12 protein-coding genes are annotated in these 20,198 nt (G+C 58.2%); 11 read left to right on the top strand and 1 reads right to left on the bottom strand.

Features of this window, described 5'->3' with window-relative positions; genetic code table 11:
- Window positions 1–104 precede the first annotated feature (104 nt).
- Window positions 105–344 (bottom strand): hypothetical protein, encoded by a 240-nt coding sequence (locus ACK8P7_RS02375; RefSeq protein ID WP_410042630.1) that lies wholly within the window; start codon window positions 342–344, stop codon window positions 105–107.
- A gap of 46 nt (window positions 345–390) precedes the next feature.
- Here ACK8P7_RS02375 and ACK8P7_RS02370 point away from each other — a divergent pair, with 46 nt between their 5' ends.
- From ACK8P7_RS02370 to ACK8P7_RS02320, 11 genes are all read left to right on the top strand, one after another.
- A complete protein-coding gene (locus tag ACK8P7_RS02370; protein ID WP_410042629.1) occupies window positions 391–1,431 on the top strand; it encodes a hypothetical protein in 1,041 nt (346 codons plus the stop codon).
- Between the two features lie 1,420 nt (window positions 1,432–2,851).
- The gene (locus ACK8P7_RS02365) at window positions 2,852–5,368 is read left to right on the top strand and encodes a thiamine pyrophosphate-binding protein (protein WP_410042628.1); all 2,517 of its coding nucleotides are present in this window, start codon (window positions 2,852–2,854) and stop codon (window positions 5,366–5,368) included.
- A 148-nt stretch (window positions 5,369–5,516) separates the two neighbouring features.
- A complete protein-coding gene (locus ACK8P7_RS02360) occupies window positions 5,517–6,770 on the top strand; it encodes an NAD-dependent epimerase/dehydratase family protein (RefSeq protein WP_410042627.1) in 1,254 nt (417 codons plus the stop codon).
- Window positions 6,771–6,874: 104 nt separating this feature from the next.
- Window positions 6,875–8,137: a class I SAM-dependent methyltransferase gene (locus tag ACK8P7_RS02355; RefSeq protein WP_410042626.1), complete on the top strand. Its 1,263-nt coding sequence runs from the start codon at window positions 6,875–6,877 to the stop codon at window positions 8,135–8,137.
- 221 nt (window positions 8,138–8,358) lie between these two features.
- Window positions 8,359–9,828, top strand: a complete 1,470-nt coding sequence (locus ACK8P7_RS02350) for an alcohol dehydrogenase catalytic domain-containing protein (protein ID WP_410042816.1) — start codon at window positions 8,359–8,361, stop codon at window positions 9,826–9,828.
- A 1,055-nt stretch (window positions 9,829–10,883) separates the two neighbouring features.
- Window positions 10,884–11,858 carry a glycosyltransferase family 2 protein gene (locus ACK8P7_RS02345; protein ID WP_410042625.1) on the top strand — a complete coding sequence of 325 codons (975 nt, stop codon included), beginning with the start codon at window positions 10,884–10,886 and terminating at the stop codon, window positions 11,856–11,858.
- A gap of 15 nt (window positions 11,859–11,873) precedes the next feature.
- Entirely contained in the window at window positions 11,874–14,546 is a 2,673-nt protein-coding gene (locus ACK8P7_RS02340; protein ID WP_410042624.1) for a glycosyltransferase family 2 protein, read from the top strand.
- Window positions 14,547–15,177: 631 nt separating this feature from the next.
- The gene (locus ACK8P7_RS02335) at window positions 15,178–15,648 is read left to right on the top strand and encodes a nucleotidyltransferase domain-containing protein (RefSeq protein ID WP_410042623.1); all 471 of its coding nucleotides are present in this window, start codon (window positions 15,178–15,180) and stop codon (window positions 15,646–15,648) included.
- Window positions 15,641–15,976 (top strand): DUF86 domain-containing protein, encoded by a 336-nt coding sequence (locus tag ACK8P7_RS02330; RefSeq protein WP_410042622.1) that lies wholly within the window; start codon window positions 15,641–15,643, stop codon window positions 15,974–15,976. The genes ACK8P7_RS02335 and ACK8P7_RS02330 overlap by 8 nt, the downstream gene beginning before the upstream one ends.
- 470 nt (window positions 15,977–16,446) lie before the next feature.
- Window positions 16,447–17,862 (top strand): undecaprenyl-phosphate glucose phosphotransferase, encoded by a 1,416-nt coding sequence (locus tag ACK8P7_RS02325; protein ID WP_410042621.1) that lies wholly within the window; start codon window positions 16,447–16,449, stop codon window positions 17,860–17,862.
- Between the two features lie 88 nt (window positions 17,863–17,950).
- The gene (locus tag ACK8P7_RS02320; protein ID WP_410042620.1) at window positions 17,951–20,176 is read left to right on the top strand and encodes an LCP family protein; all 2,226 of its coding nucleotides are present in this window, start codon (window positions 17,951–17,953) and stop codon (window positions 20,174–20,176) included.
- Window positions 20,177–20,198 lie beyond the last annotated feature (22 nt).

The following is a 20,198-nucleotide window of genomic DNA, read 5'->3' as shown; positions in this document are numbered from 1 at the left end:
CCTCGACACAGGCACCCGTCCGCATAAACGCGAAAAGGAGGCAGGCACATGCAGGATCCCGTCGTCATCATGAACTTCACGCACATCTACGAAGACGAAACGTTCTATATTTCAGAGCAGAAGAGCAGCACATCCCGCAGCTGTGAAGCATCGTTCACGCCCCTCAGTGGCCCCGCGCCCGTATCGCTCGCAGCATCCAGCGGCCTTGCAAACGCACGGGCTGCATCTGGCGCGCCGTTCGACCGCCCCATGTCGCTCGCAACATCCAGCGGCCCTGCAACCGCGCGGGCTGCAGGCTCCGGCGACTCCGCACCTGTACGAGCAGCATCTTGCGCGTCGTTCATCGTCTCTGGCAGCCCCGCGTGCGCGCAAACTATATCACCGCGGTGCATGTCGGCCACGGTCGCGCGCACGCCGTCTTCGCCGTTCACTCCGAGCATCCTCGATTTCACCACGCTGTCCGGTACCACTGGCTTCTGCGACGATGCCGCCGCGGATGAAATCCGTCGTCGCATCGCGGACTTCCCGGCACGCGGCATCCATTTCCTTGACAACGGCAACTTCCATTACCTCACGCGCTTCTGGTGCGAAAAAATCAGCGAAGACTTCGCACTCGTCGTTTATGACCATCACGTCGATCTCCGAAAACCCGTCTTCCCTGGCCTCATGAGCTGCGGCTCCTGGATCCGCGACGTTCTCCTCCGAAACAGCCACTGCCGCGCCGTCCTCATCATTGGCCCTGAATGTGCCCAGGCCGACATCATCGAACGTGAGCTGCAGAGTCTCGCGGATGAAGACAGCTTCAGCGATGAAAACATGTCCGAAACAGCAACTGAACGGCGGAAGACCGCAGATCAGGCGACCCACGCTTCAGCCGCGGGTCAGCCGCCTCTCGCTTCAGCCGCAAATCACCCTCCCCGCGTATCGGCGGCAGCTCGGCCATTCTACGTATCAGCGGCGGATTATGCATCCCACAGCTGGACATTCGTGCGCCGGGAAGCCAACGATCAGCCCCCTCGCTCAACTGCAACCGTGCGCCGGGAAGCCGACGGTCAGCGTCCATGCGCATTCGCACCTGTCCGCGTCTGCTGCTTCACAGAGGATGACATCCTGGATGGTCGCGTCGCGCGCGAGCTTCCACACCTTCTCGACGCGCTCCACCTCCCGGTCTACATCTCCATCGATAAGGACGTCCTCTCGCGAAAAGTGCTGCGCACCAACTGGGACCAGGGCATCATGACCGAAGCAGAATTCCGGCACGAGCTCGACCGCTTCGCCATGGGCCCCGACATCCATATCCTCGGCGTCGACATCTGCGGCGAACCCGCCTACAATGCCTGCCGTCGCCTCCTCGACGACACCCGCGACCTCCGTCGAAGTGACGGCGTAAACCGCCGCCTCCTCGAGCACTATCTGGCCCGCGTGCATTAGCGGCGCTCGACGAAGGCACTGTCTGCAATCTCCGATCAGCGATCTGTCTCGCGCGCACTAGCGGCGCTCGACGAAGGCGCTGTCCGCAATCTCCGATCAGCGATCTGTTTCGCGCGCACTAGTGACACTCGACGTAGGCACTGCCGGATATTTCTTTGGCGCAGCGTCCGAAATTAACGGAAATCGATGTTACTATCCAATAAGTGGCGCTTTTTGAAATTGTGGTTATTTTTAACATTTTTTATCATTTTCCTGAGAGGAGCGTGAATATCCACGATTTCAAAATATGACATGTATTGGATAGTTTTCTTCAAAATCCGGCAGGCGTTTATAAGCGTACTATCCAATAAACCTTGCCTTCTGAAATAATGGATATAGATTTTTACATTCAGAGAAGAATTTCTGTGGGTGCATATCCAATAATCCATCTTTTTTTTAAAGATGGATACCAGAGAGCAGAACTCTCTTACGAAATAAAGACTTTAATATCCATTATTTTTAAATATGCCAGTAATTGGATAGTTTGCATTCGTATTCAAACATTTTAGGCAAAAAGTATATCCACTATTCTGAAATTCGATCCAAATTAGATACGGGTACGACAGTCCAGCCGTCAGGCAGTCTGGCCATGCTGAGAGTGATGTTTCTTTCAGCTGCTCCTGGATGTTTCTTCGCGAACTCGATCGTGGAGCCTGCGAGGTTCGCTTCTGTCTGCTGCGTTTGAATGCTTCTCATCGGGATATCCATCGTATCTCACTCTTATCGCCCTCATCCTCGGTGTTACTGTCCGCCCAGCCACACCTTGACTTAAGTACGTTAGAACGGTAACTCATCGGCGCGCCCCTTACTGGCCTTCGTCCCCTGTCCTCTGGAGCCTTACTGTCCTTCATCCCCTGGCCCCTTGCGCCGCTTCCCGTGAACTAGTACAATAGAAAGTCTAGAAAGACCGCTTTTCCGATTCCCGAGCCGTTGCCCGGGACGCCACTTTTTCGGCTCCATGCCGTCGTCCGAACGTGACTTTTTCGATGTCCGTGCGGTCGCCCGAAACACCGCATTTCCGAGCCCCGTGCGGTCGCCCGAAACACCGCATTTCCGAGCCCCGTGCGGTCGCCCGAAACACCGCATTTCCGAGCCCCGTGCGGTCGCCCGAAACACCGCATTTCCGAGCCCCGTGCGGTCGCCCGAAACACCGCATTTCCGAGCCCCGTGCGGTCGCCCGAAACACCGCATTTCCGAGCCCCGCGCAGTCGTCGAGACCGCCGCTCACATGAGGCCAATGCAGTCGTCCGGAACGTGAACACCCGGCCTCGATCTTTCACCGAATATCATGGTTATGCGCGTGGCTGCACGGCCGACGCACGACCTCGAAATAAACTACATCACGAGGAGCCGCGCTCCTCACGAAAAGCAGGAGTAAGTAATGAAAATCAAGCTTGCGAACTACATTTCTGAAACCCTCGTCGCAAACGGCATCACCCAGAACTTCAGTGTGACCGGTGGCGGAGCCATGCACCTGAACGACGCCTTCGGCCACCAGAAGGGCATGCACACGCTCTACCAGCACCACGAGCAGGCCTGCGCGATGGCCGCCGAGAGCTACGCCCGCATCTACAACCGACCGGCGCTTCTCTGCGTGACCTCCGGCCCGGGCGGCACCAACGCCATCACCGGCGTGCTCGGTGCCTGGCTCGACTCCATCCCGATGCTGATCATCTCCGGTCAGGTCCGCTATGACAACACCGCGCGCTGGGCAGAAGAGCAGAACGGCACCCGCCTCCGCGCGATGGGCGACCAGGAGTTCGATATCACGAAGTCTATCGACTGTATGACGAAGTATTCGGAGATGCTGACCGACCCGTACCGCGTCCGCTACGCGCTCGAAAAGTGCATCTATCTCAGCCAGACCGGCCGCCCGGGCCCTTGCTGGCTCGACATCCCGGTCGACATCCAGGGAAAGTTTATCGAGACGGACGAGCTGATCGGCTTCGACCCGGCGGATTACGCAGCTGGTGGCGACGGCTGGGCTACCTCCACGGACGCCACCACGCGCTCCGACGCCTACCCGCGCTGTCGGAACGCCTTCGCGCGCTCTCCGTATGAGGCCAATGCAGTCGATCACGCAACCGTCACCGTCGCGCAGGCCAATGCAGTCGACCATGCAACCGTCACCTCCGCTCAGGCTGATGCAGTCGCCCGAGCATCCGTCACTGGCACCGCTGCCAGCATCCCGGCAGTATCCGGTTCTGCAGCTGCGATGACGTCCCCGGACGTCGTGGCGGCCGAGGCTTATGCAGTGGCGCACCGTATCCCGGCGGATGCCGACACGTCGAAGCGTGAGGCAGCTGTGCCGCCGGTGGATCCGCAGCAGGTGCAGACCATCCTCGAGAAGATCCGCGCGAGCCGTCGTCCGATTTTCTATACGGGCAACGGCATCCGCATCGCGGGCGCCGAGTCGCTCTTCCTGGAAGTCGCACATCGCCTCGGTATCCCGGTCGTGGTCGGCTGGAACGGTCCGGACATCATCCCGAGCGACGACCCGCTCTACGTCGGCCGTCCGGGTGGCCGCGGTGACCGTCCGGGCAACCTCGCCGTACAGAATGCAGACCTGATTCTCAGCATTGGCTCCCGCCTCAACATCCGTCAGGTCGGCTACGATTTCAAGAGCTGGGCCCGCGACGCCTACGTGATCGTGAACGACATCGATGCGGAGGAGCTTCGGAAGCCGTCCGTGCACTGTGACCTCGCCGTGCACGCCGACGCCCGTCAGCTCCTGCAGTGCCTGCTCCGCGAGCTCCACGTCCTCGGCCACACCCCGGCGCACCCGCTCTTCCAGGGCGGTGAAGGCCTCCTCCGTGACGACGCCCTCCGCGTTTGCCACACGGAGCTCGCCCGTCAGGATGTTAAAAATGAGGGCACCCGCCTCAGCTGGCTTGCGACCTGTGCGTTCTACCGCGACAACTACCCGACGATTCTGCCGGAATACCTCGCGCCGAGCGATCCGACGCTGTCCCCGGAGGACCCGGCGTCCTTCGCCAACGTCTACGCGCTCATCAAGGAGCTTTCCGACCAGGCGGCCCCGGGCCAGGTGACCGTTGTCGGCAACGGCTCCCCGTGCGTGGCGGGCGGACAGGCCTACCGCATCAAGCCAGGTACCCGCTTCATCTCGCAGGACGGCGTCGCTTCGATGGGCTATGGACTCCCGGCGGCGATCGGTGCTGCGGTGGCCGTGCATGCCTCCGTTGAGGCGACCCCATGCGGTGGCGCGGACGCCTCGCTTCCACGGGAAACAGCGGATGCCAATGCAGGCGACGCGCAGCAGGACCACGATTATTCGGCACTGGCTGCGGATCCATCCTTCCATGAATCCGCCGATGACCGGCTCGCCGCTGAGCTCCGTGACCCGTACTGGACCGGACGCGACGAGCATTATCCGGCGTACGAGAAGCATGACATCCTCGTCCTCACCGGCGACGGCTCCATCCAGATGAACCTGCAGGAGCTCCAGACGATCATCAGCCACCAGCTGCCGATCAAGATCTTCATCATCAACAACGGCGGCTACCACAGCATCCGCCAGACGCAGACCAACCTCTTCCGCGGAGAGCCGCTTGTAGGCATTGGCGTCGACTCGGGCATGGGCGGCGTCCAGGACCTGAGCTTCCCGGATATGGAGAAGATCGCGCACGCGTACGGCTTCCCGTTCATCCGCGCGCATCACAACGAAGAGCTGCACGACGCGGTCGCAGAGACCCTCGCGACCGACGGCCCGGCCATCTGCGAGATCATGGTGACCCTGACCCAGCAGTTCCTCCCGAAGTCCGCCGCGAAGCGCCTCCCGGACGGCAGCATCATCAGCCCGCCACTCGAGGACCTCGCGCCATACCTCCCGGACGAGGAGATGGACCGGATCATGCTCGTCCCGCGGGTTGGCAAATGAGTGAGTTCAGCTGGATTGACATTAGATTTTGGGAGGAAAACGACCCTCGGTTGACAAACGAAGGGTTTTGTGGGATGCAGTAATGCTGAAATCAGAATTCTCCTGGTTTTGTGAAAAACCAGAAGATCAGTAAGAAGGAGAAATCATCGTGCGAGTGCTTATCACGGGTGTCACCAGCTTTCTGGGACTGTATACTGCGAAGCTTCTGCTTCAGGAGGGCCATGAGGTCATCGGCGCGGTGCGCCCGGGCAGCCGGCGCGCGCAGGAGCTCGATGCGCATGGCATCAGCGCGTATCCTACGTATCGGACCGTCCTTCTCGACCTGAGTGAGCTTCCGGAAGCCGAGCTCGGCGAAACACACTACGCGGAGGTGCTGGGCCTGGATCAGGCGCCGGCGACCCCTGACCGCAGCGCCGAGCCTGCCGGCCATTCCGGCACGGCAGCCGCCATGCAGGCCGCGGTGGCGGTTCCTGCTCGCAGCTCTGCGCCTGCCGTCACTGCACCGCCGTCCGCCACCCACCTGCCGTTGCCTGCATTGGCCGACGATGCCGCGCCCCTCATCGATGCGTGGATCCACTTCGCGTGGGACGGTGTCGGCTCCGCGGGCCGCAGCGACACGAACATCCAGATCGAGAACATCCAGAACGCGAAGAAGGCCTACCTCTACGCGAAGCTGCTCGGTGCGCGGAAGTTCCTCTTCGCCGGCTCCCAGGCAGAGTATGGCCGCGGCAATCATCGCGTGCCCCTGCCGGTGAGTCCCTACGGAAAGGCGAAGCTCAGTTTCGGCCGCTGGGCGACCGAGCAGAGCCTCCTCTCGGAAATCTACGACGACGCGCCGATGCAGTTTATCCATATGCGCATCTACAGCGTGTACGGCAGCGGTGATCATGAAACGAGCCTCGTGAACACCGTGCTTCGCGCCGCCCTCCGCCACGAAGCCGTCACCCTCGGCCCGTGCGAGCAGCGCTGGAACTACCTCGAGGTCCATGACCTTGCCCGCGCGATCCGCATCCTGCTCAGCTCCGAGGACACCCGCACCGGCATCTATGACATCGCCGGCTCCGACTCCCGCATGCTGAAAAAGTACGTCATCGCCATGAACGCCATTGCCGCCCGCTTCGCCGCAAATGCGGATACGACGGCGGACGGGGACGCGACGACCGCCGCTGGCGCAACCCAAGCCGTAACTGCGGGCGGGCAGACCACCGACACCGCCGCTGGCGTAACCCCAACTGGCGCGGAGCTCCGCTTCGGCACCCGCGCGAACAACGCAGAGGGCGCCGCGAACATGTCGCCGGAGATCCTCAAGCTCCAGCGCCTCGGCTTCCACCAGGAAATCTCCTTCGAAGCCGGCATCGGCATGCTCCTGAAAACGATGCGAGAAGAAGGCTCAGAATCATGAGCCACGGATGCTGCATACACTTTTAACATTTATTTGATGATGTAGATTTCCAGGTGACAAAAATTCGAAAAGTGCATGCTTATGACCGATGAAAGGACTTATATATGAACATGACTTGTATCGCCTGCGGCCACGCACTGTCGCCGCTGATGACCCTCGACGACATGCCGGCGAGTGCGCAGAACATCCCGGCAGCGTCGGAGCTCGCGGAGGACCATCCGCTGAGCCTCACCCTCTGCCAGTGCCCGTCCTGCGGCCTCGTCCAGTTCGACACCGAGCCGGTCGACTATTACCGTGATGTCATCCGCGCCGGCGGTGGCACCCGCACCATGACCCGCCTCCGCTACGAGGAGTACGCGCGCCTCCTCACCGCCATGCAGGAGCACCACATCCACGGTCGCCGTATCGTGGAGGTCGGCTGTGGCCGCGGTGAGTTCCTCCGCATGTGGCAGAATCTCGCCGAGGATCCGGAAGGTGCCGCTGCGCTCGCTCGCGACCAGGCGCGTGATCCCCTGTCCGGCCAGCCGAACGCCGCCCCGCTCCACCTCGTCGGCCTCGAGCATAAGCCGTCCCTCGTCGAGGAGGCCAATGCTGTTGCCGATAAAAAGTACCGCGTCTACGAGGGCTTCGCGACCGGCGACGTGCGCTACCCGGAGGGTCCGTTCGACGCCTTCGTGCAGTTTAACTTCCTCGAGCATCAGCCGGATCCGTGCGACATGCTCCGGAACATCGGACGCAACCTGAAGCCGCAGGCCCTCGGCCTCATCACCGTCCCGAGCTTCGAGTACATCCTCCGTTACAACGGCTACTACGAGCTGCTCCGCGACCACATCGCGAACTACACCGAGTTCACGCTCCAGAAGCTTCTGCAGGACTGCGGCTTCGAGCTCCTCAGCATGGACCTCGTGAACCGTGACACGATCGAGGCCATCGTACGGAAGGCCGACCCGGACGAGCTCAGCGAGCTCCACTACAGCGGTCGCCTCATCGACGTGTCCGCCCTGCGCGATAGCTACGACCGTCTCTCTGCCTCGGTCAATGCACACATCGACCACCTCTCGGAGAGTCGTCGGACCATGGCCATCTGGGGTGCGAGCCACCAGGGCTTCACCCTCGCCGCCACCACGAAGCTCGGCGGAAGAGTAGAGTATATCATCGACTCCGCCCCGTTCAAGCAGGGCCGCTTCTCGCCGGCCTCCCACATCCCGATCGTGGCCCCGGATTACGCCGTCGCTCACCCGGTCGACGAGATCCTCATCGTCGCCCCGGGCTACACCGACGAAATCGCTGGCATCATCCGCGAACGCTTCGACGAAAATGTCCGCATCCTCGTGCTCCGCACGGACCGGATTGAGGAGTACCGGTAAACAGTTTGATACTTCATGTCCAAGCATCGCTCAGAATAGAGATTGTGAAATACATAATGTCATATGGATGAGAATCTGGCAGTTTGTGACATCAGGTTCCCGTTCAGCTACCAGAACTTCGGGAAGTCTGAGCAGCACCTGGCTTGACATTCCTAAGTATTTCCTGGACCTGTTTTCTGTCTGAATGGTGATGTATATCAAGATGAAAAGGAACGAAGATGATGAAAGCACTGGTGCTGAAAGGAAAAGGAAATATCGCTTACATCGAGAAGGCGCGACCGACGCTCCTCGCCGCGCATGGCGCGCTGCTGAAGCCGCTGCTCGTCTCGCCATGCACCTCGGACGTCCATACCATCTGGCAGGGCAGCCCGAAGCGCCCGGACCTGACGCTCGGTCATGAGGTCATCGCCCGGGTCGAGGAAGTCGGCGCGGAGGTGACGGATTTCCACGTCGGCGATGTCGTCGCCGTATCCGCGATCACCCCGGACTGGAGTCAGCCGGACGTCGAGGAGAACTATGCACATGCGGGCCATAATTTCAGCGCCCACATGCTCGGAAACACCATCGACGGTGCCTTCCAGGAGCTGTTCTACCTTCCGTACGCGGACCGCAACCTCGCACACATCCCGGACGGCCTCACGCTCGAGGACGCCCTCATGTGCGTTGACGTCCTCCAGACCGGCTTCACCGCGGTCGAAGAAGCCGGCGTCAAGCCAGGCGACACCGTCGTCGTGATGGGCATCGGGGCCATCGGCCTCGCCGCCATCCTCGGCGCGAAGCTCGCCGGTGCCCGCACGATCTACGCCGTCGGCTCCCGCCCGGAGAATGTCCGCATCGCCGAGTCGATGAGTGACTTCGCCCCAGCGATGTCGGTACACGGCGTTCCGGAAGTTCCGGCGGGCGGTGACGTCACCAGCCTTTCTATGGCAGCAGAAGATGGAAGAGAGCAGCATGCGGACGCCGTGTCGCCAGACTGCGTAGCTACAGTGCCGGACGCCGTGTCGCCAGATTGTGCTTCAGCCGCTTCGGGCGGAAGTCAGAGTCAGGCCCCTGCGCAGTCAGGCTGTCACATCGAAGTGCTGAACTATCGCCGCCTGCATTGTCCGCTTCCACAGGGCATGCATCCGCTCGCAAATTCCACCGGTTCGCCCGTCGTGAACTACGTCCTCACGAAGACACAGACGAAGGGCGCGGATAAGGTCCTCATCTGCGGTGGCGATGACCTCGCCTTTCCGCAGGCCATCGACATGGTGAAGTACGGCACCGGCGTCGTCTCGAACGTCATGTACTACGGTGCCGACCTCGACACCCAGGGCGGCGAGCTGAAAACCCTCGAAGCCATGAACAGCGCCGAAACCTACCTCACCAGCACCGCCGCAGCTGTCGAAGCAGAAGCACAGGCAGCAGGCGACGTGCTCAGGAAAGCACACACCGTGACGCTGAACGACAACATCGACTGCATCCAGATCCCGAAGTTTTCCATCGGTCGTGGCATGGCCGGAAAAACCCTGAAGTTCTCCCTGAGCAGGGGCGGACGCCAGAACCTCGAACACGTGATGCAGATCGTGCAGGAGAGCGGCGTGCACCCGTCCATCTTCATCACGGAGCACTACGACGGCCTCGACCAGATCGCCCAGGCCATCGACGACATGAAAGAACGAAAAGCCATCAAGATCGCTGTAAAAATCTAAGGTGCAGAGGGTGGTGTTACTATAATTATAAGAGTGCTACCCGATGGTTGGCCTTGCATTTAATTGGTTAGGAAGATAACCGCCAAGTTTCTCAGGCCGAGCGGAGCAGGAAAACTTCAACTGCAGGCATGATAAGCGTTTTAAAATGATTCCTATCCAATATGGCTTGATTTTGAAAATAATGGCTATGTTTCTAGGCTGGAATGGTCGAAGATGACTGGAAAATATCCACTCTTAGGCGATTTTGAAAATACTGGATATGAAAAGCCTTATTTCAAAAGAGGAATCCGGGCTCGAGTATCCAGTATTTTATAAATAAAGGTTAATTGGATATCTGCTTATAACAATTCTTCTCTGGAGCCCGAAATACATATCTACTATTTGAAAAATCCAGGCAAATTGGATGGTACGCTTATATGCGTATGCATGATTTTACAGAAAACTATCCAATATGTGCCCGATTATGAAATAGTGGATATTTTTAGCACCGTGCACAAAATGATAAATGATGTTAATAATATCCACTCTTTTATAATCCGCCAGTTATTAGATAGCATCGTCGATTTTCATCTATTTCACCCGGTTCGCCAGTGAAAATTTCCGGGCCGCGCGCCATAATCACCTGAAAATCGGTCCGTATGCTCGCGCGGCAGCGTCAAATGCAGAGAAACCAACGCACATCCAGCAAAACAAAAGGGCAAGTATGATCATTCTGCTTCCCTTTTCTCCAGATAGCTTCACCCAGGCTGACCGGATACGAAGTTTGAACCTCCGTATATAAATCCCATCCCAAACCTCCGTATATAAATCCCATCCCAAACCTCCGCATATAAATCCCGTCCCAAATCTTGCCACCTTCACCCATAGAGTGTAATATAGATAAGATTCGGGCCTGCGTGCCCGCGGTTTACCGCCTCGAGCCAGGTATAGTGCCCCCGCGCCCCGGCCCTCGCGTGTCCGCCCGTCGCCATGCATCCGTCATGGTCGTGTTGCATGTCGCGACAGCGGCGGCCCTCGCGCCCACACAAATCACCTTCACGTTAGGAGATAAGATTTTGAAAACCATCAGCATCGTCATTCCATGCTATAACGAGCAGGAGAACGTCGTTCCGCTTTACGAGGCCCTTCGGAGCATGTTCGCTTCCGACCTCCCTCAGTACCGCTACGAGCTCCTCTACATCGACAACGATTCCCACGACGAGACGCGCACGCTGATCCGCGGCCTCTGCGCACAGGACCCGCAGGTGAAGGCCATCTTCAATGCGAAGAACTTCGGCCAGTTCAACAGTCCGTACTACGCGATGCTGCAGTCCACCGGCGACGCCACGATCCTCATGGCGGCCGACTTCCAGGACCCGATCGAGATGATCCCGCAGTTCGTCGCAGCCTGGGAGGAGGGCTATAAGATCGCCATCGGCGTGAAGACCCACTCGAAGGAAAATCCGCTCATGTACGCCCTCCGCGGCCTCTACTACAAGCTCATAAAGAAGATGTCCTCCGTCGACCAGATCGCGCAGTTCACCGGCTTCGGCCTCTACGACCACGCCTTCATCGACGTCATGCGGCAGCTGAACGACCCGACCCCGTTCCTACGTGGCATCGTCGCCGAGCTCGGCTTCCACCGGAAGGAAATTCCGTACACCCAGCCGAAGCGCCGCGCCGGCATCACACACAACAACCTCTACACCCTGTACGACGCCGCGATGCTCGGCTTCACGAGCTACACGAAGGTCGGCCTCCGTATGGCGGTGTTCTTCGGTGCCGCCTGCAGCGGCATCAGCATGTTGATCGCCATCATTTACCTCATCATGAAGCTCATCTGGTGGGATCGCTTCCCAGCCGGCATGGCCCCGATGCTCATCGGCATGCTCTTCCTCGGCTCCGTGCAGATCTTCTTCATCGGCCTGCTCGGCGAGTACATCCTGAGCATCAATCAGCGCGTCATGCGCCGCCCGCTCGTCGTCGAGGAGGAGCGCCTGAACTTCCCGGAGGACGCGATGATCGGCGGCATGGCGGACGCCTCAAAATAATATAAAGGAAATATCATGTTACGATTTAAAGTAGATATCGCGCTGGCGCGTGAGGGCGAACTCATGCTCCAGGGCTGGGCCTTCGGCTCAAATCCAGAAGAAGAAGTGAAGCTCACGGTCGTGGATCAGGCAGGCAACCCTGTCCCGGGCACGACCGTGTCCTCTGTACGCCGTGATGAGGTGGTCAATGCCTTTTTCGGCGATGTCGTGAAGGCCCACGGGTCGCTCCAGCGAGACCTCGGCTTCGACGTGCACACTCCGTACGCACAGGGCGAGACCCGCATCCTCGTGCTGCAGGCCGACGGCCAGACGAAGCGCATGAAGTTCACCGACCACATCCTCGAGGAGTTCAACTCCGTCGCCCACCGGAAACGCGAGAAGCTCCTCGCCCTGTTCCACTGGGAGACCGTCGAGGTGGCCTGGGAGTACTTCCAGAAGCACGGCCTCCGCGCCCTCTTTAAGAAATCCGTCCACAAGATCCAGAACATCCAGGACGACTACGACTACAACGAGTGGTATAAGAAGGTCCGCATCACCGACGAGGAGCTCGCGAAGCAGCGGGAGAGTGCCACTGATTTCGCGATGCAGCCGACCTTCTCCATCGTGATTCCGGTTTACGCGACCCCGGAGAAGTTCCTCCGCCGCATGCTCGACTCGATCCATGAGCAGACCTACCCGAAGTTCGAGGTCTGCCTCGTAGACGCGACCCCGTACGCGAAGATCCAGCACGACCCGGCGCAGGGCCGTACACCACAGGAGGTCCTCGCTGAGTACGCCGCCGCAGACAGCCGCTTCCGCTATGCGACCCTCGCGGAGAACCTCGGCATCGCGGAGAACACCAACGCCGCGATCCGCATGGCGACCGGTGACTTCATCGTCCTCGCTGACCATGACGACGAGCTCGAGCCGCAGGCCCTCTATGAGTGCGTTCGCGCGATCAACGCCCACCCGGACGTCCAGGTCCTCTATTCCGACGAGGACAAGGTCGATTTCGAGGACATCTACTACTTCGAGCCGCACTTCAAGACCGACTTCAACCCGGACCTGCTCCGCTCCGTGAATTACATCTGCCACCTCTTCGTCGCCCGCCGCAGCCTCCTTGACGCCATCGCCGAGACCGCTGCCGACGGCCAGAAAATCTACGAGCGTAGCGCCTACGACGGTGCCCAGGACTACGACCTCATCCTCCGCGCCACCGAAAAAGCCCAGGCCATGGAGCACGCCCGTCTCGTTTCCTTCGCCAATGCTTCTGGCGCGAACACAGTCACGGACGCGCAGCAGAGTGATGCCGTGACGTCGACGATGGCTGGTGCTGAGCCGAGGGAGAGTACGCAGCCGGCCCTCGCCGCGGCGCTGAACCCGCTCGATCAGGCGCTGCTCCGTCAGGGCCGCTTTACGAGCAGCAACATCATCCATATCCCGATGGTGCTGTATCACTGGCGCGCGCACCAGGCGTCCACCGCGCAGCATCCGGAAGCGAAGCTCTACGCCTTCGAAGCCGGCGCACGTGCCGTGTACGACCACTGCAAGCGCATCGGCCTCCCGATAAAGAAGGTCGAGCAGGGCATCACCTACGGCTTCTACCACCCGATCTACGAAAATCAGCAGCCGCTGATCTCCGTCGTGATCCCGAATAAGGACCACAGCGCCGACCTCGATCAGGCCATCACCTCACTCGCCGCCGGAAACTATAAAAACCTCGAGTTCATCATCGTCGAGAACAACTCGGATCAGGCAGAAACCTGGGCGTACTACGAAGCACTGAAGAACCGATTCCCGGAAGAGCTCCCGGCGGATTTCGCAGATCCGGCGACCTGCGGTGCGCTGAACACTTCGGAAACTTCGACCACATCCGCTGCGTCGACTGCGGAATCGAGCTCCGCAGTATCGCATCCGGCCCAGGTATCGGCTTATCACAGCGCAGCGGCATCGGTTCTTCTGCAGCCGGTTGTGAAGGTCGTGAAGTGGGACGGTCCGTTCAACTACTCCGCGATCAACAACTACGGCGTCCAGTTCACGCACGGCCAGTATCTCCTCTTCCTGAACAACGACATCGAGGAGATCGACCCGGATTCCATCGATGAGATGATCGGCTACGTACAGCGCGAAGACGTCGGCATCTGCGGCGCACGCCTCCTGTACCCGGACGAAGACATTCAGCACGCCGGCGTGATCATGGGCATGGGCGGTATCGCCGGTGCCGCCTTCGTACGTACTCACGACTCGGATCTCAGCTACATGCACCGTGCGAAGTGCATCCAGGACTACTCCTGCGTCACCGCAGCCTGCCTCCTCACGAAGCGCAGCCTCTTCGACGAGGTCGGCGGCTTCACCGAGAAGCTCGCCGTCGCCTTCAACGACGTCGACTACTGCATGAAGGTTCGCGCCCTCGGAAAGCTCGTCGTGTATAACCCATACGCGAAGTTCTACCACTACGAATCGAAGTCCCGCGGCATGGAAGACACCCCGGAGAAGCTCGCCCGCTTCCACTCAGAAATCCTCACCTTCGGCACCACCTGGAAGGACATCCTCCGCGACGGCGACCCGTACTACAGCCCGGCCCTCACCTTCCGCAAGGCCAATTTCGCTCTGAAGGACCTCACCCAGGAACAGGTCGGCGAACCCATGCACTACGCCCTCCTGAAAGGCATCGTCTGGGACGGCCCCGACGCCGGCACCCAGTCGTAAAACCAGATAATTGAAGACAAATGACCCCCCCGGCTTGCCTTGCATGCCGGGGTTTCTATATGGAAGCATCTACCACAAAGAGCTCTGAAGCCCATCCAGATGATAGCGAGGCCGAACATTCAGTGCCGGGCGCTGCCCGGACCCGCCCCTCGTCGGGGAGGCAGGAAAGGATCTTGTGGATCCTTTCTCGGCAGCAGGGTGATCCGTGTCACTCAGTCAAGGACTGCCCGGACGCATAAATGCGTCCAGCGTACTGTTCCTTGACTCCGTTCCCGCTCCAGGCAACGGCTACAGGTCATCAAATATTCGATTCGGGAAATGGCTGCGTAGCATTTAGTTGAGAATATGTACGAAATTAGTACAAAAGCACTGAAAATATGACATATTCTTAACTACACGTGATTTTTGCATGTTTGCACATGCAATGACACGCAAAAATTGCGTGTCATCAGAAAACATAATACGCAATAATCGCATATTTGCATGAGTATAAGAACGCAATAACTGCGTATTTTTGCTGCGTATTTCTTTGCTTGATGATATAATGAACGAAACAGCAGTATATTCGATGAAAATTATGGTAGCAAGAACAGCTAACTTTTTTCTGAAAAGTGAATTTATGAGCAGTGAAATGAAATTAAGAACATTAAGGAAGCAAAAGAAACTGACCCAGGTCGAGTGTGCGAAGTACCTGGGCATCCCGGTTCGTACATACCAGAACTATGAAACGGATGAAAAAAAGCAGAATACGCCGAAATATGTCTATATGATACAGAAGCTGGACCAGTATGGATTCATCGATGAAAGCCATGGCATCTTAAGTATCCAGAGAATAAAAGATGTATGCCGCGACATTTTCGCAGCCTATGATGTAGACTATTGCTATCTGTTCGGCTCTTACGCAAAGGGAAAAGCGACGGAAACAAGCGATGTAGATCTGCTGATTTCGACCACGGTTTCCGGCATGAAGTTCTATGAACTCGTCGAAGACCTGCGGGAGGCTTTAAAAAAAGAAGTGGACCTGCTGAATCTGGAACAGCTAAAAGATAATCTTGAACTCGTAAACGAAATACTGAAGGATGGTATTAAAGTGTATGGATAACAAGAAAACAAACAAATATTACCTCCAGAAGGTTATCACGGACCTTCGCTTTATCATCGCACATACGAAAGATATCTCTCAGGGAGAACTGGAGGAAAACGAACTTTTGGTTGATTCCGTGATGTTTCGTCTGATACAGATTTCAGAGAATTCAGATCGATTAAGCGAGGAATTTAAGCAGCAGCATGCGACGATTCCGTGGCGGGCGATGAAAGGCCTTCGCAACCGAATCGTCCATGAATATGGCAATGTCGTATTATCAATCGTATATGATACCGTGAAAAAAGATATTCCGGAGCTCCTGGAGGATTTGGAGGATATCGAATAAATCATCAAACTTATCCTGTAAGGAATATTATCTAAATCGGATGGCGCTATCTAATATTGAACGATTTCAAAAATAGTGGATATGATTTTCCTCTTGAAAAGCGTCAGCCAGCTGAAAACTATCCAATAAGTGCCGTTTTATGAAATCATAGATAGTTTTGCTCCCGGAGGAAAATGATAAAAACTATTGAAAATATCCACTATTAGAAAAATCGCCCACTATTGGATAGTGGCGCGGATTTTCACTTATTTCGCCCGTTACACTACTGAAAATTTCCGGGCCGCGCGCGGCAGTTCGCCGGAAATCGCGACCCATTCTCGCGCGGCAGCGCCAGCCACAAGAAAAATCGCAAAAGCAGATCTATCACGAGGGCTTCGTCTTATCGAAAATGTTACGATCATCTCGAAATCCTAAGAAATTTCTAACATCCTTGCTCTAGGTTTTTCAGAAAAATAGAGTATACTCCCAGTATGATTAAAGATAACCAGCGTTTTTTAAATAATCTTCACGTCCTTCTGGACGTCCTCATCATCTGCGCGTCCTACGCTCTCGCATGGCTCCTGACGATCGTCGCACCGATCTTCCCGGCGGGCCACGGCGTACTGCCGCCGCAGGTCTATTTCGCTGCGCTCATTCCGATCGTACCGGCGTACCTCCTTCTCTACTGGGCGTTCCACCTGTACGAGCCGAAGCGCACCCACTCAAAGCGCGCCGAGCTCTGGCACATCTGCCAGGCCTGCGCCGTCGGCCTCATGCTGCTGACCTCGATCCTCTTCGCGTTCCGACGCTCCGGATACTTCGGCAACTTCTCGACCCGTATGCTCGTCGCGTTCTCCATCATCGACATCACCCTGACGACGATCGAACGCTTCGGCATCCGCTACATCCTCTCGCGCCTCCGCCGGAAGGGCTTCAACCAGAAGCACGTCATGCTCGTCGGCTTCTCGGACGCCTCCGACCAGTTCATCGACGCCTGCCGCCGCAACCCGGACTGGGGCTACCACATCTACGGCATCGTCGACGACATCGCCGAAGTCGGCGAAGGCTACAAGGGCGTTCGCGTCGTCGGCCGCATCTCCGAGCTCGAGCACATCCTCGCGCAGAACACCATCGACGAAATCGCGATCACTCTGCCGCTCGCAGCCTATGCGAAGCTCGACGGGATCGTCCACGTCTGCGAGAAGTCCGGCGTCCACACGAAGTTCATCCCGGACTATAACAACATCATCCACTCGAAGCCGGTCACCGAAGACATGGACGGCCTCCCGGTCATCAACATCCGGAACGTCCCGCTCACCGACCCGGTCAAGGCCACCGCAAAGCGCGCCGTCGACATCTGCGGTGCCCTCGTCGGCATCATCCTCTTCAGCCCAATCATGCTCGTCGTCGCGACCCTCATCAAGCTCACCTCGCCGGGCCCGATCATCTTCAAGCAGGAGCGCGTCGGCCTTCATAACAAGCCGTTTATGATGTATAAGTTCCGCTCCATGGTGCAGCAGACCGAAGCAGACGAAAAGAAGGGCTGGACCGTCCCGGGCGACCCGCGCGTCACCCGCGTCGGTCGCTTCATTCGGAAAACCTCCATCGACGAGTTCCCGCAGTTCTTCAACGTCCTCGCCGGCCAGATGTCCCTCATCGGCCCGCGCCCGGAGCGTACCCAGTTCGTCGAGATGTTTAAGGAGGAAATCCCACGCTACATGATCAAGCATCAGGTCCGCCCAGGCATGACCGGCTGGGCCCAGGTCAACGGCCTCCGCGGCGACACCTCGATCTACGAGCGCGTGAAGTACGACATCTGGTACATCGAGAACTGGACCATGTCCCTCGACGTAAAAATCCTGTTCCTCACGATTTTTAAAGGATTCGTAAACAAAAATGCATATTAAGTAAAAATTGCTGAAGCGGGGCAAGTATGGTAAAATCGTCTAAGTTTTTTTGAAAAGTAGCTGCAACCCGCAGTATGAGGATAAACGAATGGCACTTGACAGTGGCAAGGAAACGCGCCGCCCGCACACGCAGGCAGAGGCAGAAGCCGAACAGCGCGCACTCGAAGATCGAATCGTAAATGATAAGCAGATGGCCGGCCGGCTCATGGATAAGGCCATGAACCCGCAGAGCGGTGACGCGGCGACAGCTCGTCGCAGCAACCCATATCTTTCAGAGATGGAAGCGGAGCGAAGAGCAGCCAGAGCTGCAGATGGCACAGCCCGTACCCCGCACTCACCGGATGCCCGCACAGCGGCTGGCATGACCGGCGCAGGAGCTGCCGGGGTATCGGACGCTCGCTCAGCTACCGGCACCCGCCCGTCCGACACCCCGGGCACCCGCCCGACGATCGGCACCACTGGTGCACGACCGGCATCCAGATCCGACGCCCGTCCGCGTCGCACGACGCCAGTGAAGCCGCAGGAGGCCCAGCCGGGCGTCCGCCAGCTGAACAGCATCGGCGAGGGACAGTTCGACGCCGACTACGAGCGCCGCATGCGCGACAAAAAGAAGAAGGCCCGCCGCACCCGCATCATCACCATGGTGATCGTCGAGCTCCTGACCCTCATCTGCATCTTCGGCTTCGGCTTCGTCTTCCGCTACATGCACATGACCGCCGACGTCGCCTTTGACGTCAGCAAGGTGCGAAACGACAACATCGACATCTCCCAGAAGCAGAAGATGTCCGGCTACTGGACCGTCGCTGTCTTCGGCGTCGACTCCCGTAACGGCGACGTCGGCAAGGGCGCGAACGCCGACGTACAGATCATCGCGAACGTCAACATGGGCACTGGTGATATCACCCTGACCTCCGTCTACCGTGACACCTACCTGAACATCGGAAAGGGTGACCGCTACTCGAAGAGTAACGCCGCCTACGCCGAGGGCGGACCGGAGCAGGCCGTCGCGATGCTGAATAAAAACCTCGACCTCGACATCGAGAATTACGTCACCTTCAACTGGAAGGCCGTGGCGGACGTCATCGACCTCCTCGGCGGCGTGGACATCGACGTCTCGAAGGCAGCTTTCTACTATATGAATGCCTACATTCACGAAACCTGCCTGAAGTCCGGCATCAGCGCACAGAACCCGGCCGCCATGTACATCAAGAAGGCCGGCCCGCAGCACCTGAACGGCGTCCAGGCCGTGGCCTACGCCCGCCTCCGCTACATGGACAGCGATTTCGAGCGTACGAAGCGTCAGCGTGAAGTCATCTCGCAGTGCCTCGACCTCGCGAAGAAGACCGACCTCGCGACCCTCACGAAGATCATCGACACCGTGCTCCCACAGGTGGCCTTCAACATCGACACCGCCGACATCATCGAGCTCGCGAAGGGCATCTCCCGCTACAATATCCGCGAGTCCGTCGGCTTCCCGAAGGATCTGAAGGATCAGATGATGGGGAAGAAGGGCGCCTGCGTCATCCCAGCGACACTCGAGTCCAATGTTGTCTGGCTCCACAGCATCCTCTTCGCGGATGAGAACTACACCGTATCGGATGCGGTGAAGCGCTACTCCCAGAAAATCTCGGACGACTCCGGCTACTATGCGAGCCATAAGGAGACGGAGGAGTCGGATAAGAAGTTCACGAAGTCCGACGAGGACGAAATCGAGAAGACGAAGGCCGACGAAACGAGGGAATCCGAAACCGACGCGGACGGCAATGTCGTCAAGGTCCCGAAGACCGACAAGAACGGCTACCTGATCAAGGGCGTCGACAAGAACGGCAAGTACATCTACGAGACGGATGCCGAAGGCAATAAGATCAAGGCCGACACGGAAACGACGAAGTCCGACGAGACGAAGGAAACGAAGGAAGGCGAAACCAAGGAATCTGAGACCGACGAGGGCGAGATCATCGAAGGTCCGACGAAGGAAACCAAGGAAAACCAGAAGGAAACGAAGGAAAACTCGAAGGACGAGACGAAGGAGTCGAAGAAGGACAACAGCTCGGAGACGAAGGAGAGCCAGAAGGAAACCATCGAAGAGCCGGGCAAGACCCCGGAGAACAGCTACGACGGCCCGGGCGGCTCCAGCTCGAATCATAACAGCAGCACCGCCGGCCCAGGCTCCAGCTCCAGCATGAACAACACAAGCACCGCTGGCCCAGGCTCCGGCTCACACAAAACCGAAACAAGCAGTTCCGCCGAGATCATCCCTGGCGGCCCTGGCTCGAACAGCTCAGACGACCTGATCGAAGGCCCTGGCATGTAAAACAATCCGGCTGTACGCTACG

Source organism: Oribacterium sp. P9, from assembly GCF_046365365.1.
In the GTDB taxonomy this organism is placed as follows: Bacteria; Bacillota; Clostridia; order Lachnospirales; family Lachnospiraceae; genus Oribacterium.
The sequence above is the reverse complement of the archived record's forward strand: the minus strand, read 5'-3'. Positions and strand labels throughout refer to the sequence as shown.